Genomic DNA, 23,142 nt, shown 5'->3' on the forward strand with positions numbered 1-23,142 from the left:
GGATCGGCGCGTTGCGGCTTGCGCCTAAGAGGGTATTTGAGGGGATTCCAACCAATTAGGGATGGCAAAAATAACTTTTGAAACAACCTCTAACACACTCTACCCTCGATCTAGCTAAAATACGATTTTAGTCGATCGCCATTTCGCATATAATAATCATCCAATCGATCGTTTAGGAGCTAAGATTACGGCTTATACGCGCCCCCTTGCCAATTTAATCGAGCAACTACAACGCTTGCCTGGAGTAGGCCCCAAATCTGCCCAGCGGTTGGCTCTGCACATTCTCAAACGCACACCAGCCGAAGTCGAACAACTGGCTCAAGCATTAATCGACGCCAAGCAGCAGGTGGGATTGTGTCAGGTCTGTGCTCATCTGTCTGCCGAGCCGATTTGTGAGATCTGTCGCAATCCCCAACGCGATCGCCAGACGATCTGTATCGTTGCTGATTCTCGTGACGTGATCGCCTTAGAAAGAACGCGCGAATTTAGCGGTCAATACCATGTCTTAGGTGGGGTAATTTCGCCGATGGACGGGATCGGCCCAGAACAACTAAATATCTCTTCGTTGTTACGGCGGATCGCCAGTCAGGATGTCAAAGAAGCGATTGTGGCGGTCAGTCCCACCGTCGAAGGGGAGACGACGACGCTCTATCTGGGACGACTGATCGCGCCGTTGACCAAGGTTACCAGAATTGCCTTTGGGCTACCGATGGGTGGCGATCTCGAATATGCAGACGAAATAACCCTCGCCCGCGCTCTAGAAGGCAGACGAGAGATCGGTTAGTTCTCAGAAGTAACATCACACCACCAAGACGAGCGACCGATCGCATCAATGTTGACGCGCATAGCTCGAACACGATCGGTTGTCGATCTAGCCAGCTCCTAATTTGTCTAAGTCAGTCTTTTCTTAATCAGTACGACTAGTTGACCGAGTTGTTTTTTGAGTGTATCGATATCAGTTTTGAGTTCGATCGTCTGCTGTGCTGTAGCATCCTGTGTAAACTGCTGAGTCTGACGATCGAACTCAAGTTGAGCGGTCAACTGCTCGATGGCTGTCACTCGATCGCGATCGACTTGGAGTAGTTGGGCTTGGAGTTCTTGAATTTGAGTAGCAGTCGCTGTCTGGAGGTGGTCGAGTTGTGCGGTCGATCGAGTGAGTTGGGCTTGCAGTTGGGCGATCTCGTCATTGCTGACTGGGGATTCGCCGACACTCACTACCGCCGCAGGTAGCTCCGCCATCCGAGGACGCGCTTTGCGCGCTTTGGTCATTGCCACGCGGATCGCTTCAGCCAAGACAACGCGATCGAATGGTTTCTCAATAAACTCAAAATACTCAAAGGGTTCAGAAATCTTACTCGTGACTTCTTCTTTTTTCCCAGACATCAATACCAACGGAATCTTTTGATATTCTGGATGTGCCTGAATCTGCTGAAAGACATCCCAGCCACTCATTTTGGGCAGAATAAAGTCGAGCATGATCAAAGCTGGGTGGGCTGTTTCGACAAAACCGATCCCCTCTAACCCATCTTTTGCCTCAATTACCTCAAAGTCACCTTCTGGAAGCATATCGCGGACGGTCTTCCGAATCACACGACTATCGTCAATTACCAAGATTTTACTAGTTGCCACACTTGACTCCTTGTTGTCTGTTATGAACTTAGGTGTTGTTACTGGTTGTTACTCCCGTTCCTATAATTCAGATGATTCGACCTAGTTTCAGTGCAAGTTGAGAAAATCCCGAGCAGATGCATTACTACCCAGAATTGTTAAAATTCAAGGGTAACATCGATCGACTCATCCCTTACAAACTTTCTTAATCCTACAACTAGCCCAGATTCTAGATCCCAATCTCTAAACTTCAAACCCCTTATCTCTAGAGTATGCCCTCATCTTCCGCAGACTTAGCGCATTGGCGTAACGAAATTCAAGCCCTCCCCCCTTGGCTGCGGCGATCGATCGGTACGGCTAGCGAACTTTCGACAGTTCAACAGATCGTCAAACAGCGCGGAATTCATACGATCTGCGAGGAAGGTCGCTGTCCCAATCGCGGTGAGTGCTACTCCCAACAGACTGCTAGCTTTCTGCTGATGGGGCCGACTTGCACTCGCAGTTGTGGCTTTTGTCAGGTGGACAAAGGTCACGCACCGATGCCCCTCGACCCCCAAGAACCCCAAAAGGTGGCTGAAGCCGTCGCCCTGCTCGGACTGCGGTACGTGGTGCTGACCGCCGTAGCGCGGGACGATCTCGATGATGGTGGTGCGGGTTGGTTCGTGGTGACGATCGCGGCAATTCGCGATCTCCACCCTGAGACTCAGGTAGAGGTGCTGACTCCCGATTTCTGGAGCGGTCGGGATGCTGAGGCGGCACAGTTGGAGCGGATCGCCACCGTAGTTGGCGTCAAACCTGCTTGCTACAATCACAATGTCGAAACAGTAGCCAGACTCCAAGATCGAGTGCGCCGTGGGGCAAAATACCAGCGATCGTTAGCTGTTTTGAGTCATGTCAAAGCAGTCAATCCGAGTATCCCTACCAAGTCGGGATTGATGCTCGGACATGGCGAAACTGAAGCCGAAATCATCGAGACACTCACAGATTTGCGATCGATCGATTGCGATCGACTCACGCTCGGACAATACCTGCGACCATCGCTCGAACATCTACCTGTAGTCAAATATTGGACTCCAGCCGAATTTGATCGCTTGGGCGCAATCGCCAGAGAATTGGGGTTCAAGCAGGTGCGATCGGGGCCATTGGTGCGGAGTTCTTACCACGCGGGGGAAGGGTAGATAGTTGATAGTTGACAGTTGTGGAGGGTGGGCACTGCCCACTGTCTAGATTTCAGCTACTATCTATTCCCTTAACATCCAACAAATAGACAACCTTCGACCCACCATTCACCATTCACCATTCACCCTCTGTCTTGATGCGCTGTCTTGACCCAAACACATGCGGAGGGCACCTCCGCATGTGTTTGGGTCGCTAAACCCTCGGGGAACCCTACGTATCGCGCATCGCTACCCTCTACCCTCCACCATCCATCCTAAATATCTAATTGGACACTGAAAGGGGTAACCAAATAACTAGTGAGATTTTGCCGATCAATGGTATATTCTTAGGAAATACGGTGTGCATAAATGTATAACATTTTGTACGATCGCTCTGAATACCCCTTTCCCTTGTGCTGTGGATCGATGCTCATACTTACACAGAAGGTTGCTGTCAACAAAGATATTTTAGTCCAAGATCTGGGCGGTGAACTCGTCCTACTCAACTTAGAGAGTGAAGAATACTTTGGACTTGATGATGTCGGGAATGCGATGTGGTCTTGTTTGAAAGAAGCTGACTCATTGCAGACTGCCTACGATCGACTGCTCGATCGCTACGATGTCAATCCTGAAGAGTTAAAACAAGATTTCTTAAACTTGGTCGCCAAATTTGTCGAGCATGACTTGGTTGAAGTTACTGCGGCGTAAATACAGCACGATCTTGACGCTATCCAGTGGCGATCGCTGGCTGCTGGTTCACGCGTTATGGTTGTTGCCTGTAATCGCGATCGCGGTGAGTCTCAAGGGAATGCAGTTTACCCAAGCGATGCTATTGCGGCTACCGCTCAAGAGCTGTGCGGTTGCTGGGACAGTCGAGTCACAAGTCTGGGCGACAGTACGACTGGTGCGAGTGGCGGTGCGTTACCATCGCCGATGGACAAATTGTCTCAAACAATCTTTGCTATTGTGGATTTTGTTGCGATCTCAGGGCATATTAAGTGAGATCCGGATCGGTGTCGGGCGAGAGTCAACCATATTTACAGCCCATGCTTGGGTAGAGTATCAGGGGATCGTGCTCAATGACACTGAGGATGTCCATCAGCGGTATCAAGCTTTCGATCGTTCATTTGAACAATCTATGCAGGAAAAACTGTGAGCGGAATTGTGGGGCTGATTCATACTAATAAGGCACCTGTCGATCCGAGCTGGTTACGCCGGATGACTGAGGTGATGACTTTTAGAGGGCCAGATGCTCAAACAATCTGGTCGCAGGAATTTGTCGGCTTTGGACACGCGATGTTGCAGACAACTTGGGAGTCAGCCGCTGAGACACAGCCATACACGATCGATCGTCAAGTCTGGATCGTCGCCGACGCACGGATTGACGATCGCCATACCTTGATTGAGAAATTAGAACTCACGCATCGAACTATTAGTAATGAGCAAATATTGACTGACGTCGAGCTAATTTTGCAAGCATATCTGCGGTGGGGTGATGATTGTACCCAGCATCTATTAGGAGATTTTGCGTTTGGGATTTGGGACGATCGCACCCAGCGGTTGTTCTGTGCGCGGGATCATTTGGGTGTGAAGCCGTTTTATTATGCGCGGGTGGGCGATTGTTTAGTATTTAGTAATACGATTGCTTGTTTGCGCCAACATGCCCAGGTATCCAGCAAGCTGAACGAGCAGACGGTCGGAGATATATTACTATTCGACTTCAATTACGATCTGGCGACAACGATCTTTGCGGATATCCAAAGATTGCCCCCCGCGCACACATTAACTTGGTCGTCACGGGGATGGCAGTCGCGCCAGTATTGGACGATGCCAGTCCCAGAGCTAATCCGGTACAAGCAATCTCAAGACTATATCGACAGGTTCCAGGAATTGATGGGTCAGGCGGTGGGAGATCGGCTGCGGAGCGATCGAGTTGCCAGCTTTTTTAGTGGGGGACTGGATTCGACCACGATTGCGGCTACAGCACTGGCAGTAGCCAGACAACGCAACCAGCCGCTAGACTTAAAAGCTTTTACAATTGTCTACGATACACTCATCCCCGATCGCGAACGCTATTATGCTGGACTCGCCGCTGCGAGGTTGGGCATCCCGATCGATTATCAAGTCGCCGATGACTATACTCTTTATCAAGGGTACGACTCAGAGTTCCCCACCCCAGAGCCAGCCAACAACCCACTGGAGATCGTCAATGGGGAACGATTGCGGCGGGTAGCAGGTCATAGTCGCGTAGTATTTTGCGGTGACGGTGGTGATGAATCACTCACGCCCACATCCGCGATCGACATGCTCAAAACAATGCCACTATTCGATGTCGGAGCGGATTTGAGCCGTGCTTATTTTGGTTTTGGTCTCCAACCGCAGTGGGGGTCGGGTTTGCTCGGCTGGCTGCGACGGGGCGGCAATTCCCCACCAGCTCCAGCGGCATATCCTCACTGGCTCAATCCAGACTTTGCGCGCTCGCTCGATCTCCCCCAGCGATGGGCACAATTTGGCAATGAGCCAGATCCCGTAGTAGACTCGCCGCGATCGCCAGCCTATCACAAGATTAATTCGATCCTGTGGGCATCGCTATTGGAGACAAACGATCCTGGACATTCAGGAGTTCCAGTCGAAGTGAGACTGCCATTTATCGATTTGCGATTGGTAAGTTATTTACTTGCATTGCCATCTACACCTTGGTGTACAAATAAGACATTGCTGAGGATGGCAACAACACACAGCTTACCAGCAGAAATTAGGCTGCGACCTAAAACCCCGCTAGCTGGAGATCCATTGACCAGCAAAACTTTACAACCACAGGATCGAGCATCAATCGCCAACGTGTTACGCGCCGTCGAGAGCTATGTTAATATCGACAAAGTTACTTCATTGTTGGAGCAGCATTTAAACTGGGAAGACTTTACCCCCATCAGTTTCGCCTATTGGTGCGATCGCGCACTACCTGTCATCACCAAGGATCTGCAGTTAGGATCGTCAACTAGCCGACACGACACATCTTAGTTTTGATAACTAAGTTAGTATCTGTCGGTTGCGTACTTAAAAATTACCCCAAATTAAAACTATGAACAAGCAAAGTTACCACAAGCCCGAATTTCGGATGTATGGAAACATCAGTGTGATGACCCAAAATATGGGAAGGGGTGGTTCCACTGCCGATGGTGCAACAACTGGTACTAGACGGAAAACCTCCTAGGAATTTCATTAGTCCATGAAATATTATCGGATTTATGGTCTAAATTTGACCGTTAATATCGCTTTGCCAGGACTGATTGCCATCGATAACCTGGCAGGCGACCTTCCTATTGTCGATGTTGTCTTGGGTGAGCTGCCAAGCTGGTTGAGTGAAACTCACCCAGTGGGCACTCCCAATTGGCACACGCGCATGGAAGAGTCAGAATTAGACAGATCTACATCCGTGCCACTACTCCAAGTATGGAAGCTCGACGCGCCCTTGCTAGTGACTGCGCCCCTCACTGCTGGCGATCCAGACAGTTCACAAGGTACGAGACAGAGCCAACAGCGGCAGTCAGATTCGCCACTCAACGAGTACTTCTACTGCCGATATGACGATCGAACTACGTTTGTGGTCAGTCGGTTGGGTACTCAGATTTGGGCAACTTGGCCAGACGAGCTGACCATCGAAGATATGGCTACCTATCTGCTCGGCCCGATGCTGGGCTTTGTACTCAGGCTGCGCGGTACGGTTTGTCTTCATGCCAGCGCGATCGCGATTGACGGTCGAGTTGTAGTATTAGTCGGAGCTGCCGGAGCGGGTAAATCAACCACTGCGGCAGCATTTGCGCGGGCAGGTTATCCAGTACTCTCTGATGATGTAGTACCATTGATCGATCGCGGCGATACCTTCTGGGTGCAATCTGCTTACCCCCGCATCCGGTTGTGGGATTCATCCGTGCAGGCATTGTATGGTGATGCCGAGGCTTTGCCGCGATTGGTACCCACTCATCCCACTTGGGACAAACGTTATCTAGACTTGAACCAGGCTGGGTATCAGTTTCAGTCAGCACCATTGCCTTTAGCGGCGATCTACTATATCAACGATCGCGCCGACGATCCAGCCTGTCCCCAGATCGCACCGATGACGACTCAGGATCGACTCATCACGCTGGTAACAAACACCTACACCAACTATCTCCTCGACAAACAACTACGCGCTCAAGAGTTTGAGATCTTGAGTCGAGTGGTAGCATATATCCCCGTGCGGCAACTGACGCCACACACCGATATCGGACGGTTAGTTGAGACGATCGAGTTGTTAATCGCGGATTTTCGGCAGCACCGATCTGCGGTATAGTGCTGTTGGTTCGCGCCAATAGTATCTCCCCGTTCCCTTTACCCCAAAATTGCGATGAGTAATTCGATCCAAGGCTATAGCATTTTTGGCTATGGTGAGATGATTAGCGACAGTTCCCGGATCGAGCCTTATGTAGCAGCTCTCACAGCCGCTGTGAAGCCTGGTGATATCGTTTTGGAGATTGGAACTGGAACTGGCTTTTTTGCAGTGCTGGCATGTCAATTTGGAGCCAGGAAAGTCTATGCGATCGAACCTGATGATGCCATTGGTGTCGCCAGACAAGTCGCGATCGACAATCACTGTGCTGACAAAATCGAATTTATCCAAGCTCTCTCTACTCAGATCGATTTGCCAGAGCAGGTAGATGTACTTATTTCCGATCTACGTGGCGTGATCCCGCTCCACCAGTATCATCTGGCGGCGATAGCCGATGCCCGCAAGCGATTTCTCAAGCCGGGGGGGATTCAGATCCCGCTTCAAGATACGATCTGGGTAAGTCTGGTATCCGATCGCGACTACTACCACCAAAAATATCTGTCACCCTGGGCAGATGCGCCGCACGGCTGTATTTTGACTGCCAATCGCCAGTTTGCGATCAATACTTGGCACAGGCATTATATCCAGCCAGATCGATTGTTGGTCGAGCCGCAAGTATGGGCGACCCTCGACTATACTACCGACCTCGCACCCAATGCCAAGGGGACGATGACTTGGACGATCGAGCGATCTGGTACCATTCATGGCATCGGTGTCTGGTTTGATGCCATCTTAGCAGCAGGGATTGGCTTTTCCAATGCCCCAGATCGACCGAACTGTATTTATGGGAATGCCTGGATGCCGTTGTCTGAGCCTGTAGAGTTGGAAGTTGGAGATCGCGTCTGTGTGACTCTCCAAGCCAATTTAGTGGGTGATGACTATATTTGGACTTGGCAGACTCAAGTCACTACTGGAGCCGATCCTGAGCAGCTCAAAGCCGATTTTAAACAGTCTACTTTCTTTGGCGAACCGCGATCGCCCCAAACTTTACAGAAGCAATCCGATCGCTACATTCCCACGATGAATGAAGCTGGTAAGATCGACCTAAATATCCTCAACTCGATGACAGCAGGTAAGTCATTGGGTGATATCGCCCACCAGTTAACTCACCAATTTCCCGATCGCTTTGCGACGATCGCCAAAGCTTTGAGTTATACAGCCAAGCTAGCTCAGAAATATAGTTGAAATTGAAATTTTCGATCGCCAATCTTCAGCGGGCCATACATCTAGTCTGGCAGAGTTCCCCCCGTTGGACTGCGGTCGGGTTGGGGCTATTGCTGCTCCAGGGAGTATTGCCACTAGCACAGCTCTATCTGATGAAACAACTGATCGACACATTGACGATCGGCGTGAGTGCTAGAGCCGCTACAGGTACCCTCCAAACCGCGTGGATCTGGATTGGGGCGATCGGGGTTGTTTCGCTGCTTGGAGATGGCTGTAGTGCCCTCAGCAAGCTTACTCAGACGATCCAAACCGAAGCTGTTAGCGATCGAGTGCATACCTTGCTCCACACCAAATCAGTCCAGGTGGACTTGGAATATTATGAGAATACCGAATATTACAACACCTTGCACCGCGCCCAGGCGCAAGCCACCTACCGCCCGCAACTAGTCCTGACCAGTCTCCTCCAAGTCGGACAGAGTGGACTCTCGCTCTTGGGCATCCTTGCCCTGCTAGCGGCTCTCAATTGGCTGGTGCCACCCTTGCTACTGCTGGCGACGATTCCAGGGATCTTGGTTCGGTTCCGGTATACGGGCAAAGCCTACGGACGGCTGTTGGCTTGGACGGAGAGCGAACGTCAATCGGAATATTTGCATACCTTGCTCACGACCGAGCTACACGCCAAAGAAATTCGCTTATTCGATCTGGGACAGCTATTTACGCAGTGGTTTCAGACGCTCAGAACCACGATCCGTCGCGAAAAAGTCCAGCTAGCCACCCAGCAATCGCGGCTCGATCTGATTACCCAGGGGAGTGCGACGGTGACGATCTGTATCGCTGGTGGGATGATCGCCCAGCAAACGATCCAAGGAGCGATTACTTTAGGGGGTTTTGTGATGTATTATCAAGCTTTCCAGCGCGGTCAAGGTTTCTTGCGGGAATTGCTGAGCAATCTGATTGGCTTGTATGAAAATAGCCTGTTTCTCCAAGATTTTTACCACTTTCTCGACCTCCAACCTAGTATCGTCGCACCGCTAGATCCCAAACCCGTACCCACGCAGTGGCAAACTGGTCTGCATCTGGAAAATGTCAGCTTTAGTTATACCAATAGTCCAAATCCAGTGCTCAAAAATCTGAACCTGAGCATCGCCCCCGGGGAAGTGGTCGCGATCGTCGGAGCCAATGGTGCTGGCAAGACTACCCTGATTAAACTACTATGTCGTCTTTATCTGCCGACGACGGGTACTATTACTTTAGATGGGGTAGACTTGGCGACATATTCACCAACCGACATCCAGCGACAAATTAGTGTATTATTTCAAGATTATATCCACTACCAACTCACCGTCAAAGAAAATATCTGGTTGGGAGATATCCAAGTAGAGCCGACTGACGATCGGATTTGGGCAGCAGCACAGGCGGCTGGAGCCACTGCGACGATCGATCGACTCACGCACGGACTCGATACGCGGCTGGGTAACTGGTTCGAGCATGGCGAAGAGTTGAGCATCGGACAGTGGCAAAAAATCGCCCTCGCACGGACATTTTTGCGCGATGCTCGACTGATTATTTTGGACGAACCCACTAGTGCGCTCGATCCCCAGGCTGAAGCCGAAGTATTTGACAGGTTTCGGCAACTCGTTGAGGGTCGGACGGCGATCGTCATCGGTCATCGACTCTCGACCATCAAAATGGTCGATCGGATTTTTGTCTTGGCAGATGGAGCGGTGGCAGAGTGTGGCTCTCACGCTGAGTTGATGCAGTTAGAAGGCTTGTATGCGCGCCTATTTACCACCCAAGCACAGCACTACCAGATCTAGATTACCAATCTTTTTTGCTTCAACAATATGACACTAACATCTCTGACAATTCCCGATCGAATCGCGCGATCGTCCGATCGCCAATCCGAGATCGAGCTGTTACTCTGTTGTAGCCACACGCATCCAGATCCGCACCAACTCAGCCGCATTTCAGAGCTAGTCACTCAGCAGTTGGATTGGGCTTACATTCTAGAGAGAGCAACCCATCATAATATCCTGCCACTAATCGATCGCCAGTTAGAGCTGCTCGATGCTCACCAGATCCCGTCAGCGGTTACCACCCAAATTCATACCAATTTTCAGGAGAACTTTCAGCGCAATCTCTACCTGACAGCAGAGTTAGTAAAACTTGGTCGCTTATTTGCGACGCACCAGATCCCGCTGCTGTCATTCAAAGGGCCGATCCTCGCCCAGATTGCTTATGGGAACTTGGGACTGAGACAATTCCTGGATCTAGATATTTTAGTCCCGGAAGCTGATGTCGTCCGTGCTAGTGAGTTGCTAGTGAGTCTAGGCTATCAGCCTCAATTTGACCTTACCGCCAGCCAACAAGTTGTCTATGCTGGGTTGCGGAACGAACATTGTTTTTGGCATGAGGAAAAACAAGTATGTGTCGATCTGCACTGGTCGATTTTACCAAGCCATTTTTCGTTTACGCCAGACCCTCAACTGCTGTGGCAGAAGAGCGAGCGAGTTGAGTTTGGTGCTCAGTCGATCGCGACTTTGACGCCCGCACATTTGCTATTATTTTTGTGCGCTCATGGTGCCAAACATAACTGGTGGCGACTTTACTGGATCTGCGATCTGGCTGAATTGTTGCGAACTCATCCAGATCTAGATTGGGACAATATTCACCGTTTGTCAGGACGATTTGGCACTACGAGAATGCTGCTGTTGGGACTTTATCTCGCCCAGCAATTGCTCGGTACGGTATTACCGACATCGATCTGTACCGCCATCGCCGCCGACGCAACCATCCCAATTTTAGCCACGCAAATTCAAGAGCGGCTATTTCAAAGTCCAGAGGGGGATGAGCCGGAGATCGATCCAGATGCCAATTGGACGTGGCGAGACTATGCGATCTATCGTGGCACGATCCCATCACTGCGCGATCGAGTGTGGTATTGGGTAGACACCATTTTGACGCCAACGCCGTTGGAGTGGGAACTGGTGACGTTGCCGCGATCGCTTTTTCCGCTCTATTACTTAATTAGAGCGATGAGACTGAGTTTAAAATATTTATTTCGGTTCGATAATGTATAGTTAAGACATTTCGACCGTTACTGCTAGATACCCGATTTGTTCGAGAAGTCGGGTATCTGTGCTCTCCAGCTAGTTAATTGACACTCGACCATTTTTTCTACACGCTTATAGTAAGAGCGCGATAAATTAACCGTGCGTTTTAATTTGGCAAAAGAGAAGTCCAGATAACTTTTGTAATTTCTAAAAGTAGTGTGTGCGAGACTATCAGAAAACATCGCATAGTTAGGATGAATGAATTCTCCCAAAAAGTCAAAAGGCTTGGGAGAACCAACAAAATGAAAGATCTCATTCTGGTCATTCTGTCGAACTAAAGGCGTTGCGAGTGACCCGTGACGCGCAGAATCTGGGTATAACGGGTGATTGTAAGAGGCATCGATCGCTTGAAAGTTTTCATAGAAAATACAATTTAAAACAGCTTCGTCACCAAATGACAATCGATTGACATACTTATTGGCAAATGATAAGCACTGGCTGGTAATATCTAGCTCTCGCCATTTTTTCAAATCCATTAGCATGACACCACTGTTGAAGTAATTAGCTTCTTTTTTCATGCCAATAGATTGGTAGAAAGTACTCCTGAGCGAATCAGCGATCGTTTCAATCGACGAAGCTCCGATGATAAACTCATTGAGATTGGTGGAAAATAGTCCACTCAGATCCTTGCCGACTACTAAATCGCTATCGAGATAAATAATCCGATCGTTAGGTAAAACATTGGCGAGAATAAGTTTGGTAAAGTTAAACTGATTTCCGTGTAGACCTTTAAACTTTCCAAACAAAGCATTTTCATCAAATTCGATGACATTCAGTCGATATTTGCCAGCAAATTGCTGTAGCGTTCGATGAATATTGTCGATCTCTTTAGACTTATAACCTTTCTGAACTAAATTTATTTGAATCGGATGTTGAGAACTCTTCAGTAGTGAGTACAAAGTTACGTGCAAACTTACCTCAACATTTTTGTCTGCACACAATGCAACTGATATTTCTGATTTCATCTGATGCACCAAAAGTTTGTATCATTTTAGCCCTAAAACGAGTATAAAGCCAGCCATTTGGCTGACTTTACATTTATTAACAAAGAACAGGGTCTTAATCTCCACCCTAACAACCCAATTATCACTTATGGCAACCGCCAAGGCTGTTAGGACACAGCGATTGAAATCGCCGCTCGGAATGCAAAGTCCGCCTACGCGGACTAATCTAAAAAACGTCCTAATGAACTTGGCGACTGCTATAATTTAAAATCGTCTTATCATTATCACATCGTAAAAGCCCGTATTCCCCTACCAGTGAGGAATACGGGCTTTTGTATTTGAATATAATTAGGTTGATTGGCTAATTGCTATCTTGTCGATTTACAAAGTGGTGTTACGTTAGTAACTAATAGTAACTTTGTAGCACTAAGCCAAATCTCTTAATTTCTGTGCTAATGTCTGATGCGGGTCGATCGGTTTTACCTCCTGTGGCTTAATCCGATCGGACATTTCGATCGTTACTGCCATTACTTAATTAGAGCGATGAGACTGACTCTCAAGTACCTATTTCGGGTGGAGTGACGTTAATTTAATTAGCAGTATTTTTGTTACGGCTATAGATGTCGCGCGGATTGACGCCGATTTCTTGGAGATGTTTGTAGAGGATTTGCAGCCGTTGTTCAGCAATTACTGCTCTGTTTTCTAGTTGACTGGCTTTATCTTCGGCAGCGGTAGTTAATTGAACTTGCGCTTGCAGTTGCTGTTCCAATTTTTTGATAATCGACCATGCCCGATCTGGATTGATTTCTAACTGTTTTTGGTGAATTTTTTTAGCTAAATCTTCGGGCGATCGTACATTAAGTCCGCTGGGAGGATGTGGTTGCTCGATCGGGGTGGTGGCGATCGATTGGGAAATATTACCAGTAGTATTAGTGCTGTCGGGCACGATCTGAGCTAGCCAGAGTACCCGATCTTCTCGCTTGAGTTCGAGTTGACCAGCGATCGTTTTGATGGTAAACATACCCGCATTGACAATGATATTTTGGACTGGATACCAGTTGTGTTTAAAGTTGACCAAGATATCCATATTGAACCGCTGTTTATCTTGAAATCTTTCAGTCGGCCACCATTTTTTCCATAATACTGCTGGTTCGGTATGCCAGATCCGATATCCCGCTGGAGTTACAAAATGTTTGTATTCAGTAAAGCCTGGACGATTAGCATTGCCAAATTTCACAAAATCTCGATCGATCAGCAGTCGATCGAGCGATTTTACGAAGGGTGAACTATGTTTGACGATGACGCTACGGGGCTTGTTCTGTAAATACATAATTGCGATCGCTTCACCACTGCGAGTAAATAGTTGAGTGACTCCACCATTTAGTTCGATTCTGAGGTTGGCACTAACCAATAACCGATCGTTACCTTGGGTAAATTGTTCGATCAGTTTTTCGTCATCTAGTTCAAACACACTGGACATAATCGCACTCTCATTCAACATAAAATCTGGAAATTAGGGTAGAGTTTAAAAAATAAATAAGTTAGTAACTGGTCAGATAATTATATTAGTTAGTTAGTCTTACAAGTGGCGATCGAGCATCGCCGCAACAGTTTGACGATGTGCTGTGGCAACTGCGATCATTTGAATCAATCGTACTGGCAGGAGCAATCGATTGATATCCGACAAAAGTCGGAGATTGGCTCATGGTAATGACGGTTCTTTGGCTGGTGCGAGGACACTGCTATAGAAAAACCGCCTTACATATGACAGTAAGGCGGTTCGCATCATCGGGGGGCGTGAATCTAAGAGCTAGCTAGCACTGGCTTGGCTTGGAGTGTCTCATTGCGACCAGTTTCGCGATCGACAATTTTGCGGAACTCCTCGCCCTCAATTGTTTCTTTGTCAAGTAACAAGTCTGTGAGGAGATCGACCAACTGCCGATTTTTACTGATGATTTCGATCGCTTTGGCTAGTCCAGCCTCAACTAGTTTGCGAATTTCGATATCGATTTTCGCAGCAATCTCCTCTGAATAATCACCATCGGACTGGAGGGCAAATTGACCGAGGCTCGACATCCCATAGCGCACGATCATGTTACGGGCGGTCTGAGTCACCATTTCGATATCGCCACTAGCACCAGCGGTGACTTCCGACGATCCAAAGATGACTTCTTCGGCCGCGCGACCGCCCATCGTCGTCGCGATATCGGCTAAAAATTCGGCGCGAGAAGTCAGACCCTGCTCTTCATCGGGCAGATACCATGCTGCACCCGCCGACCGTCCGCGTGGGAGGATCGTGACTTTTTGGAGTGGCTTGTAGCCGACAATCGCCCCGACTAGCGCGTGACCGATTTCATGATAAGCAACGAGTCGTCGCTTTTTGCCATCAGCCAGCGAACGACCTTCCATGCCCATCACGATCCGATCGATTGCATCATTGATTTCGGACATGGTGATGGCATCTTTGTGCCGTCGGGCGGTAAAAATTGCCGCTTCGTTCATCAAATTGGCGAGATCTGCGCCTGTAAATCCAGGTGTCCGCCGCGCGATCGCTTCGAGGGCGACTTCTGGAGCGATTTTTTTATCGCGAGAATGCACCTTCAAAATCGCCAACCGACCTTTATAGTCAGGTGGATCGACTTGCACCTGGCGATCGAAGCGACCAGGACGCAGCAGGGCGGTATCGAGCACATCGGGGCGGTTGGTAGCCGCGATGATGATCACGCCGTTATTGCCCTCAAATCCGTCCATCTCAGTCAACAGTTGGTTGAGGGTCTGTTCGCGCTCGTCGTTACCGCCACCGATGCCCACGCCGCGCTGACGACCCACTGCGTCGATTTCATCGATGAATACCAAGCAGGGTGCATTCTCTTTGGCTTTTTTGAACACATCGCGGACGCGAGAGGCACCGACACCGACAAACATTTCGACAAATTCCGAACCAGAAATACTAAAAAACGGGACGCCTGCTTCACCAGCGATCGCTTTAGCCATCAGGGTTTTGCCCGTTCCTGGCGATCCGACCAACAGGACTCCTTTGGGGATTTTGGCACCAACGGAGGTAAACCGCTCTGGTTCTTGCAAGAACGTCACGATCTCTTGGAGTTCTTCTTTGGCTTCTTCAATTCCGGCGACATCTTCAAACATCACGCCTGTTTTTGCCTGCATCTGAAACCGCGCGCGGGATTTCCCAAAGCTCATCGCTTGTCCGCCAGGATTTCCAGAGCGGCGAATGATTGCCGATAGCACGGTGATGACAAACACTAACAGCAGCACGTTGCCGAGCAGTCCAAAAATTGCATTGCGATCGGCCGACTTCTGGACGCCAAATTCGACACCTTTACTATTGAGCTTGTTATACAACTCAGCATTGTCATCGAGGAGGACGACTTCTTTGATCCGCTGCTTGTTGGCGGCGGTGGGATCTTCAACCGTGACTTTGGCGATCTTAGTGACGGGATCGAGTTCTACCTTGGATACTACCCCTCGATCGACTTCCTTGAAAAGTTCTCCATAGGTCAGTGTGTTGGGATCGCTCTTGGCAAAAACTGGGCTACCCCAGACAACTCCCAAAACGATCGGCAAGCCAGCCGCTAATCGCCAGAATGACTTGGAAAATCGCTTTGATTTAAGTTGGGAACTGTTATCCATATATTTATGTTTGTCCTTATACCTGCACCTGATGCTGAGTGTCTGTACTTAGTAGTTAGTTGATAAGCTTGCAACCAAGGCTTATATCTTCTAGTGTAGCTTCAGTTTTATTATTGCCATATTTGCGCGGGGAATTAACATTGCTGGTCGGTGGATATACTTAACTATCGAGTTGGATGTGGGTGAATAGTGATGAAGTAGTCTGGACTAGGTGATGACTTTGGCCAATGGCGAAATTTGCTTGACATCAGTATTGAGGCTGACAAAGTAGAGTTCGATATTGAGATCGGGGTAGCGATCGCGGATTGCCCAGTACGCTCTGCTGAGGTATTCAGTATGGGTTGAGAGTTCCAGCTCGGGATTGCCAGCCAGATTGGGATCGATCTTGTATTGATAGACAGCACAGTCTTGATGATCGAGGATTAGCACCTTTTTGATCTGGTGGAGTCGATAGGAGATATCCAACTGATCCCAGAAGGCTTCGGCGTCGTACTGGTGAGGCATCCCACTCAGAGCTAGCGATGCTCCCGCCAAAGCGGTAAAGTCGTACTGCCCGCCCAAGTTTTGAAGTGATAAAAAATACCGCTCTGCTTCTAAAATGCGATAATCGATGCAACTGAGGACTAGAGCCTTGGGGAGTTTTTTTTCGGCTCTGGCACTAGCCGGAGCGATCGTCAAGGCTGTAGTCAGCATTCCCGCACCCACGAGATGGCGCAGAAATTGACGGCGATCGAGCGTAGCCAGATCTACCCGACGATCGTGCTGAAAACACTCACAACTATCCCGCATGTTAATTTACTCTAATTTAGAAAAACTCAACTCGATCTCCATTGGTCGTTGGCAAACACAGGTTTTTGCTAGATTGCTATCGGAATTTAGTTAGTGGTGGACATTTTATTCCTATATTCTACCAAAAGCTAGCCTCTCCACGGCAGGTTTAGGGCGTGAGATCCGAGGATCGATGTCGATTATCGATCGGGAAGACGGTGTGATACAATTGCCGATATCACAGACGAAGTTTAACGAAGCTTAATACTGTCAATCTTGGCTCCAGCATTACTCGAACTTGCCACCAGGTTGTCGAGCGCAACAATTTCCCCATATTCACTGTCTCGACTACTAGCGGATTGGTACTTGGCACTTCGATCGCCCACTATCTGTGCTCATCTAGCTGCAAAGAAGTTGTGGCTGTGGCGACTCGCACACTCTGTCCTATGTTGTCTTTCCACATGATGCCTGCATCACCCCCCAAGTTAGACGATCTATCACTGCCATCACCGCTCGACTCATCCCAGTTACAGCGGATCGCTACAGAGCTAGATTTGGTCACGATCGCGATCGCCGCACTCACTCGGATCGAGCGGGTGGAAATGAGGCAAGTCGCCGCAGATTTACAGGTGGCATCACTGCTCTCGGATTGGCTCGATCGATGGTCATCAGCTCGATTTGCTGCATCCACACAGCTCGATCTCGATCGGCTCAAAGCGTTAGTATTAATTGTCAATCGCCTCGCCCAAACGCATCAAGCTGTCATCCGGCAAAATATCGATTATTGGCACCAGACAGTTCAGTCCGCACAGCTACCAATTCAAGTTCCCGCATTGGCAGACTATCTCAACAATTTTCTGACCATCTACCAAGCACAGATCGGGAGTCGTGAGGCTAGTCAGATCGGGCACAACAGCCCACATTTCGCGAACGATGCACTTTCAGCAGCAGCTCTGACAATACTCGTCGAACTCTTATTTTACGGCGGAGCTACCGGACATCTGCGGCTCTGGGCGGCATTATTGCAACGTGTCCAGTCGATCGACTAGCGGTGTGCTGACAATTCAATTTGAACTCAATTATTTTTAGACAAAAACTATGGATAATAACTTGACAACACGCACTTATGCTGCCCCGACCTGCACGCTGATGGTTTCTAGCAAAGAACAGCACCGAGCGGTCGATCGAACACCGATCGACTTTATCCTGCATTTAGAACCGCTGGATGGAGCCGAACTAGACCGCATTACTTTGTCAGGACAGCCCGACCAATTAAACTATCTGCACCAGATTGTCAGCCAATACATCACAGAACTCGTCGCCAAATTTCCGCTCCCCAACACCACGGATCGCCAGCAGCCCGCAGCCGCTCCAGCACCGATCGCGGATGCCCAAACTGGCTTAAATAGTCAAACCGACGATCCCCAACCCGACGACAATCTCGCTGCCAGATTGGGCATCCTCAAAAATTTGCCAGGATTGCGAAATAGCTTGACAAAAAGTAGCGAAGGTGCCAGAGAGAATTTTGCAGCCAAACCGAGCATCTCCAGACTACTCGGCGATCGCCAGCCGGAAAATCGTCACCAACTAGATCCAGACGCGATCGAGCCGACATCACCAGCGACCGCCGCTCCCACCGCACCGTATCTCACAGGCACAGGCAACCGCTCTCTCGATCACCAGCTCCATTTGGGCACTTTAACCAATCACACAGCAGGTGAAGTAGTCACCCTATCTGCGATCCAACTCTTCGATTTGGCTACCGTACTCGATGAATACGTCGCCGAGCACATCACCACCACCAGTAGCGATCGGGTTGTCGCTACCCCTAGTCGCGCCAATATTCCCGCCAATGGCAATCGCGCCGCCGCGCCTGGTGCGACCGCCACCGCCCGATCGCCATTGCCAAACTTACCAAACTTCACAGCCGAAGCAGATCCCAGTCAAATTTATTATCGGCAGCGGCGGTCGCAGTCATCCTGGCTGTCGGCTCTACCTTGGGCGGTAGCAGCCACGCTAGCGGTTGGGGTGCCGTTACTAATCCTCGACCCCAATCCCAACCCACTCAAAGATGCAGTGAGCAAGCTCAATCTGTTCGAGCCGCCTACCAAAATCAAGAAATCCACTGTAGTCACAACCACCAAATCCAATCCAGCCACCTTACCAGGTACGGCAACCACCACTGACCCCAGCACCATCGCCACTGCGCCTACTGTCGGTACCCCAGCACCCTGGCAAGCACAACCAGTGCCACCACCTCAAGTACCCCAACCAGTACCACCTAGCCTCACAACACCGTCTAGCTCCACCCAACTGGGAACCGCTCCACTACCTGAGGCGATCGCCACTGCGCCAGGGGTAGTACCCCCGACTATCGCCAGTACTGGCGGGACAGCAATCGCCCCCAATCCACTCAACTCTACCCAGCCATCATCACTCCCTACCAAGATCGATAACACGATCTCCCGCACAACCCCAACTACTGCCGCCGCTAAGCCAGGCACCACTGGGATCGGTGCTCTAACATCATCACGCGCTCCGAATAAGGCTCTCATCCTCCCTGGCGATGTCACCGCCAGTACCGCTAGCACCAAACCGATCGCGCCTGGGAAACTCTCAGTATCCAAACGACCGATGCTCATCCCTGCACCAAATCTATCCCCGATCGTCAATCCGTCCATCAGTGCGCCCATCCCTTTCAATCCCCCAGCGATGGAGCTACCCAGCACCCCAAAAAATGCCGCCCAACCAAAAGTCAAACCAACTCCAGTTGCTGCCACCACCAAGCCAGTCAAAGCGGCAGAAACAGACGCGAACCCATCGCCAAGTGAGCCGATCGTGCCAGTATCCCAAAACCCCAATCTCATCACCCCCAGCCCCAGTAATCCCGAGCAAATAGAGTCCCAAACTCCGCCCATCGTGCCAGATCGACCCTTGCAGTCCAGTGCTAACACCGATGGAGCCGATGCCGCGCTCCAGGAGACCAAACGCTACTTCCAAGGCAAGTGGAAAGCCAATGCCGCCCAAACTAATTCGCTGCAATACGTCCTTCAAGTCAGTGGCAAGAGCGGCATCGTGCGGACGATATCGCCACAAGGAGAAGCCGCAACCACTTACCTCCAACAGACTAAATTCATCAAGCCTGGGCAAAAGCTGGTTTCTCCAGCCGCAGCAGGTACCAGCGACCAAAGGATTCGGGTATTGCTTCAGCCTGATGGCAACGTCGATACGTTTACCGAACCTTAAAATTAGAGGGGAGAGGGTAGAGGGTAGGTCACATAGAGTTGGCGATTTGCTTCCTAAGTTCGCCTCCCTCCCTCTACCCTCTACCCTCTAATCGATCGCTGATGTTTCAATAACTAGTCAGTTTTGTACTAAGATCGACAAGACCAATCGTCCATAATTGAGAGCAGTTTGTGTTAAATCGTCATCGCTGGGTCATCAATCTAGTTGTAGCTGTATCGCTGCTGGCTCTGACTGGATTTTCATTGTTTCCAATTTTCGGGATCGTCTTCGATGGTGGTGCCGCAGTAGCCACCGCACCAAATAGCCTCTCCGCCGCGCAAACCAGTCAACTTCAGGCGCAAGCACAAGGTTATACTCAAGTCTTGCAAAAAGAGCCAGACAACCAAGTCGCGCTCAAAGGCTTGCTCGATGCGCGGCTGCAACTAAGTGATATCAAAGGTAGCCTCTTACCATTAGCAAAAATTGCCGCCCTCAACCCGCAGATTTCAGACTATACAGTACTGCTCGGTCAAACCCAGCAATATTTGGGCGATATCGAGGGCGCAACTGCTAGTTACCGGATCGTCCTCGCCACTGATCCCCAAAACATCAATGCGCTGCAAGGACTTGTCAGTCTGTTGCTCGATGCCAAACGTCCTGAAGCGGCAATGGGTGCGGTGCAGTCAGCTCTCAAGACCGCTACCGCCACTACCGATGTCACCCCACTCAAGCTATTGCTAGCCCAAATTTATCTCACCCAACAGCGGAATGCTGATGCCTTGGGGATCTATGATGCGGCGATCGAGACCAATAAAGCCGATTTTCGTCCGGTCTTGGCAAAAGCTTTAGTATTTAAACAAATGGGCAATCTCACTGAAGCCCAGTCCCTGATGACTGCTGCTGTAGCTTTAGCTCCAGCAGAGTATAAAGACCAAATTCAGCAATTGGCTAGCTCTACCCAACCACCCCAGGTTACAACAGCACCAAATCTCAGCACTCCCGCACCTGCGGCACCAAAGCCCGTACCAGTAAAGCCTGCGACACCGCCAGCGGTGGCGAAGTAGCGATCGGATGACTGGATCTTGTCGATCTCCAATCAGATTTGCTGTAGGCACGATCGCGGGTTGTCGCTCCCGATCTGGCACCGCTGACGAGCGCAAATTCAGGACAATCGAGCGCGTTGTCTCGACTTTGGCGGTGATGGGTTCACGATCGATCGACATTATGGTCAAGCTAGTCTTGGGTATTCGGGTCAACTCTACTAAAATTACTAATAGTCGCGAATCTATAAGTACGAGAATACTTAAAATTTAGCTTTATCACCGTTGGGAGAAAAAATTGGTTTCTACATCTAATTTGAAAACTACAAAATCCGCAGAGATATTTGCAGCCGCCCAGAAGCTGATGCCAGGAGGCGTCAACTCCCCAGTGCGGGCATTTAAATCTGTTGGGGGTCAACCGATTGTATTCGATCGCGTCAAAGATGCTTACATCTGGGACGTAGATGGCAATCAGTATATTGATTATGTGGGCAGTTGGGGGCCAGCGATCTGCGGACACGCTCACCCCGAAGTGATCGCCGCCTTACATGCCGTCCTCGAAAAAGGGACGAGTTTTGGTGCGCCCTGCTACCTGGAAAACGTTCTCGCGGAGATGGTGATCGATGCCGTTCCGAGCGTGGAAATGGTGAGATTTGTCAATTCCGGCACTGAAGCTTGTATGGCTGTCCTGCGGCTGATGCGCGCCTTTACCGGACGTGACAAGATTATCAAATTTGAGGGGTGTTATCACGGACATGCGGATATGTTCTTGGTCAAAGCTGGTTCGGGCGTGGCTACTCTAGGTTTACCCGACTCCCCAGGTGTCCCCAAATCGACAACAGCCGATACGCTGACGGCACCTTACAACGATCTCGAAGCAGTCAAAGCGTTGTTTGCTGCCCATCCTGACAGCATTGCGGGGGTGATTTTGGAGCCGATTGTCGGGAATGCTGGTTTCATCGTCCCTGATGCTGGGTTTCTGGAAGGATTGCGATCGCTTACTCAAGAATATGGTGCGTTGTTGGTATTCGATGAAGTGATGACTGGCTTCCGCATCTCCTACGGTGGCGTACAGCAGCGGTTTGGCGTCACTCCCGATCTGACGACGATGGGCAAAGTCATCGGGGGCGGATTGCCTGTGGGAGCCTATGGCGGACGCAAGGAGATCATGTCAATGGTCGCACCTGCGGGGCCGATGTATCAAGCAGGTACACTATCGGGCAATCCCTTGGCAATGACAGCGGGGATCAAAACATTGGAACTGCTCCAAAAACCCGGGACGTATGAGTACTTGGACAAGATCACCAAGCGGTTGAGTGAGGGGTTGCTACAAATTGCTAGAGACAGCGGACATGCTGCTTGTGGTGGTAGTGTCAGTGGGATGTTTGGGTTGTTCTTCTGTGCAGGGCCAGTTTATAACTTTGAAGATGCCAAAAAGTCTGATGTGACCAAATTTGGTCGGTTCCATCGGGGGATGTTGGAGCAAGGGATTTATCTGGCACCATCACAGTTTGAGGCGGGGTTCACTTCGCTGGCACATACGGAGGCAGATATCGATCGGACTCTAGCTGCTGCACGCATCGTCATGTCTCAAATCTAGAGCTGAGGGAGTCGCAATTACATTATCAACAGCCAAGCTGGTGAGGATCGATCCCCGACTTCTTGGAGAAGTCGGGGATCTGTGCGTAATGGTCGAAATGTCTTAACTGCCGTGGCGAATGCTATATTTCTGAAGATCGTGAAACAAGTTAGTATCAATTTGGTCTAGATTAAAGAATGTAATTATGCAAAGGTGTTGTCTAGTTAGAGATAACGATGTATTTGCCAAAATACATCGAATCCAACATTTAGCTGTCGTCAAAAAAAGTACGTAACCCCGAAGTGAGCCGCACTATCGTAATCCGCGATCGCGCCAATAGACCTGCAAGCAGCCAGCAGCTTACTCCTGACGGTTAGTTTCCAGTTTCGATTAATCCTCCTCATCGATCTTATGGACATCTACTGCACTCGTCCTCATTGCGAACACCCGCTCAACTCCTTCGCCGATTTGGACGATCGGACACTTTGGAAAACTGTGCCGCAAATGCATTGCGCTAACTGCGA

General features: G+C 49.8%; 20 protein-coding genes and 1 pseudogene. 16 read left to right on the forward strand and 5 right to left on the reverse strand.

Annotation, left to right across the window (positions count from 1 at the left end):
• Positions 1-163 precede the first annotated feature (163 nt).
• Positions 164-784 (forward strand): recombination mediator RecR, encoded by a 621-nt coding sequence (recR, locus tag ACEW9I_RS12840; protein ID WP_373540754.1) that lies wholly within the window; start codon positions 164-166, stop codon positions 782-784.
• A gap of 107 nt (positions 785-891) precedes the next feature.
• On the opposite strand, the gene ACEW9I_RS12845 is transcribed toward recR, so the two are convergent.
• The gene (locus tag ACEW9I_RS12845) at positions 892-1,629 is read right to left on the reverse strand and encodes a response regulator (RefSeq protein WP_373540723.1); all 738 of its coding nucleotides are present in this window, start codon (positions 1,627-1,629) and stop codon (positions 892-894) included.
• A gap of 251 nt (positions 1,630-1,880) precedes the next feature.
• Here ACEW9I_RS12845 and lipA point away from each other — a divergent pair, with 251 nt between their 5' ends.
• From lipA to ACEW9I_RS12890, 9 genes are all read left to right on the forward strand, one after another.
• A complete protein-coding gene (gene lipA, locus ACEW9I_RS12850) occupies positions 1,881-2,786 on the forward strand; it encodes a lipoyl synthase (RefSeq protein ID WP_373540724.1) in 906 nt (301 codons plus the stop codon).
• 405 nt (positions 2,787-3,191) lie between these two features.
• Entirely contained in the window at positions 3,192-3,473 is a 282-nt protein-coding gene (locus ACEW9I_RS12855; RefSeq protein WP_373540725.1) for a PqqD family protein, read from the forward strand.
• Positions 3,445-3,921 (forward strand): lasso peptide biosynthesis B2 protein, encoded by a 477-nt coding sequence (locus ACEW9I_RS12860; RefSeq protein ID WP_373540726.1) that lies wholly within the window; start codon positions 3,445-3,447, stop codon positions 3,919-3,921. Before ACEW9I_RS12855 ends, ACEW9I_RS12860 begins: the two co-directional genes overlap by 29 nt.
• The gene (locus tag ACEW9I_RS12865; RefSeq protein ID WP_373540727.1) at positions 3,918-5,786 is read left to right on the forward strand and encodes an asparagine synthetase B; all 1,869 of its coding nucleotides are present in this window, start codon (positions 3,918-3,920) and stop codon (positions 5,784-5,786) included. Before ACEW9I_RS12860 ends, ACEW9I_RS12865 begins: the two co-directional genes overlap by 4 nt.
• Before the next feature lie 61 nt (positions 5,787-5,847).
• The gene (locus tag ACEW9I_RS12870) at positions 5,848-5,979 is read left to right on the forward strand and encodes a hypothetical protein (RefSeq protein ID WP_373540728.1); all 132 of its coding nucleotides are present in this window, start codon (positions 5,848-5,850) and stop codon (positions 5,977-5,979) included.
• Between the two features lie 15 nt (positions 5,980-5,994).
• Complete coding sequence (locus ACEW9I_RS12875) at positions 5,995-7,098, forward strand: hypothetical protein (RefSeq protein WP_373540729.1); 1,104 nt, start codon at positions 5,995-5,997, stop codon at positions 7,096-7,098.
• A 54-nt stretch (positions 7,099-7,152) separates the two neighbouring features.
• On the forward strand, positions 7,153-8,319 hold the full coding sequence (locus ACEW9I_RS12880) for a 50S ribosomal protein L11 methyltransferase (protein WP_373540730.1): 1,167 nt from the start codon (positions 7,153-7,155) through the stop codon (positions 8,317-8,319).
• A complete protein-coding gene (locus tag ACEW9I_RS12885; RefSeq protein ID WP_373540731.1) occupies positions 8,316-10,115 on the forward strand; it encodes an ABC transporter ATP-binding protein in 1,800 nt (599 codons plus the stop codon). The genes ACEW9I_RS12880 and ACEW9I_RS12885 overlap by 4 nt, the downstream gene beginning before the upstream one ends.
• A 27-nt stretch (positions 10,116-10,142) precedes the next feature.
• On the forward strand, positions 10,143-11,378 hold the full coding sequence (locus ACEW9I_RS12890) for a nucleotidyltransferase family protein (protein WP_373540732.1): 1,236 nt from the start codon (positions 10,143-10,145) through the stop codon (positions 11,376-11,378).
• A gap of 23 nt (positions 11,379-11,401) precedes the next feature.
• Here ACEW9I_RS12890 and ACEW9I_RS12895 read toward each other — a convergent pair whose 3' ends face one another.
• The 4 genes from ACEW9I_RS12895 to ACEW9I_RS12910 all read right to left on the reverse strand — a co-directional run bounded on the left by ACEW9I_RS12895 (position 11,402) and on the right by ACEW9I_RS12910 (position 16,795).
• Positions 11,402-12,376 carry a glycosyltransferase family 8 protein gene (locus ACEW9I_RS12895; RefSeq protein WP_373540733.1) on the reverse strand — a complete coding sequence of 325 codons (975 nt, stop codon included), beginning with the start codon at positions 12,374-12,376 and terminating at the stop codon, positions 11,402-11,404.
• Between the two features lie 568 nt (positions 12,377-12,944).
• Complete coding sequence (locus ACEW9I_RS12900; RefSeq protein ID WP_373540734.1) at positions 12,945-13,835, reverse strand: hypothetical protein; 891 nt, start codon at positions 13,833-13,835, stop codon at positions 12,945-12,947.
• 323 nt (positions 13,836-14,158) lie between these two features.
• The gene (gene ftsH, locus ACEW9I_RS12905) at positions 14,159-16,006 is read right to left on the reverse strand and encodes an ATP-dependent zinc metalloprotease FtsH (RefSeq protein WP_373540735.1); all 1,848 of its coding nucleotides are present in this window, start codon (positions 16,004-16,006) and stop codon (positions 14,159-14,161) included.
• Positions 16,007-16,213: 207 nt separating this feature from the next.
• Positions 16,214-16,795 (reverse strand): carbonic anhydrase, encoded by a 582-nt coding sequence (locus ACEW9I_RS12910; protein ID WP_373540736.1) that lies wholly within the window; start codon positions 16,793-16,795, stop codon positions 16,214-16,216.
• 425 nt (positions 16,796-17,220) lie between these two features.
• On the opposite strand from ACEW9I_RS12910, the gene ACEW9I_RS12915 reads away from it, so the two are divergent.
• From ACEW9I_RS12915 to ACEW9I_RS12940, 6 genes and pseudogenes are all read left to right on the forward strand, one after another.
• On the forward strand, positions 17,221-17,823 hold the full coding sequence (locus ACEW9I_RS12915; protein ID WP_373540737.1) for a DUF3038 domain-containing protein: 603 nt from the start codon (positions 17,221-17,223) through the stop codon (positions 17,821-17,823).
• Positions 17,824-17,872: 49 nt separating this feature from the next.
• Entirely contained in the window at positions 17,873-20,020 is a 2,148-nt protein-coding gene (locus ACEW9I_RS12920) for a DUF4335 domain-containing protein (RefSeq protein ID WP_373540738.1), read from the forward strand.
• Positions 20,021-20,190: 170 nt separating this feature from the next.
• Positions 20,191-21,063: a tetratricopeptide repeat protein gene (locus ACEW9I_RS12925; protein ID WP_373540739.1), complete on the forward strand. Its 873-nt coding sequence runs from the start codon at positions 20,191-20,193 to the stop codon at positions 21,061-21,063.
• Positions 21,064-21,070: 7 nt separating this feature from the next.
• Entirely contained in the window at positions 21,071-21,313 is a 243-nt protein-coding gene (locus tag ACEW9I_RS12930; RefSeq protein ID WP_373540740.1) for a hypothetical protein, read from the forward strand.
• A gap of 24 nt (positions 21,314-21,337) precedes the next feature.
• The gene (gene hemL / locus ACEW9I_RS12935) at positions 21,338-22,639 is read left to right on the forward strand and encodes a glutamate-1-semialdehyde 2,1-aminomutase (protein WP_373540741.1); all 1,302 of its coding nucleotides are present in this window, start codon (positions 21,338-21,340) and stop codon (positions 22,637-22,639) included.
• Positions 22,640-23,029: 390 nt separating this feature from the next.
• A pseudogene (locus tag ACEW9I_RS12940) lies at positions 23,030-23,140 on the forward strand (4-Cys prefix domain-containing protein); the annotation flags it as partial.
• Between the last annotated feature and the right edge of the window lie 2 nt (positions 23,141-23,142).

It is taken from the genome of Chamaesiphon sp. (assembly GCF_041738855.1).
In the GTDB taxonomy this organism is placed as follows: Bacteria; Cyanobacteriota; Cyanobacteriia; order Cyanobacteriales; family Chamaesiphonaceae; genus Chamaesiphon.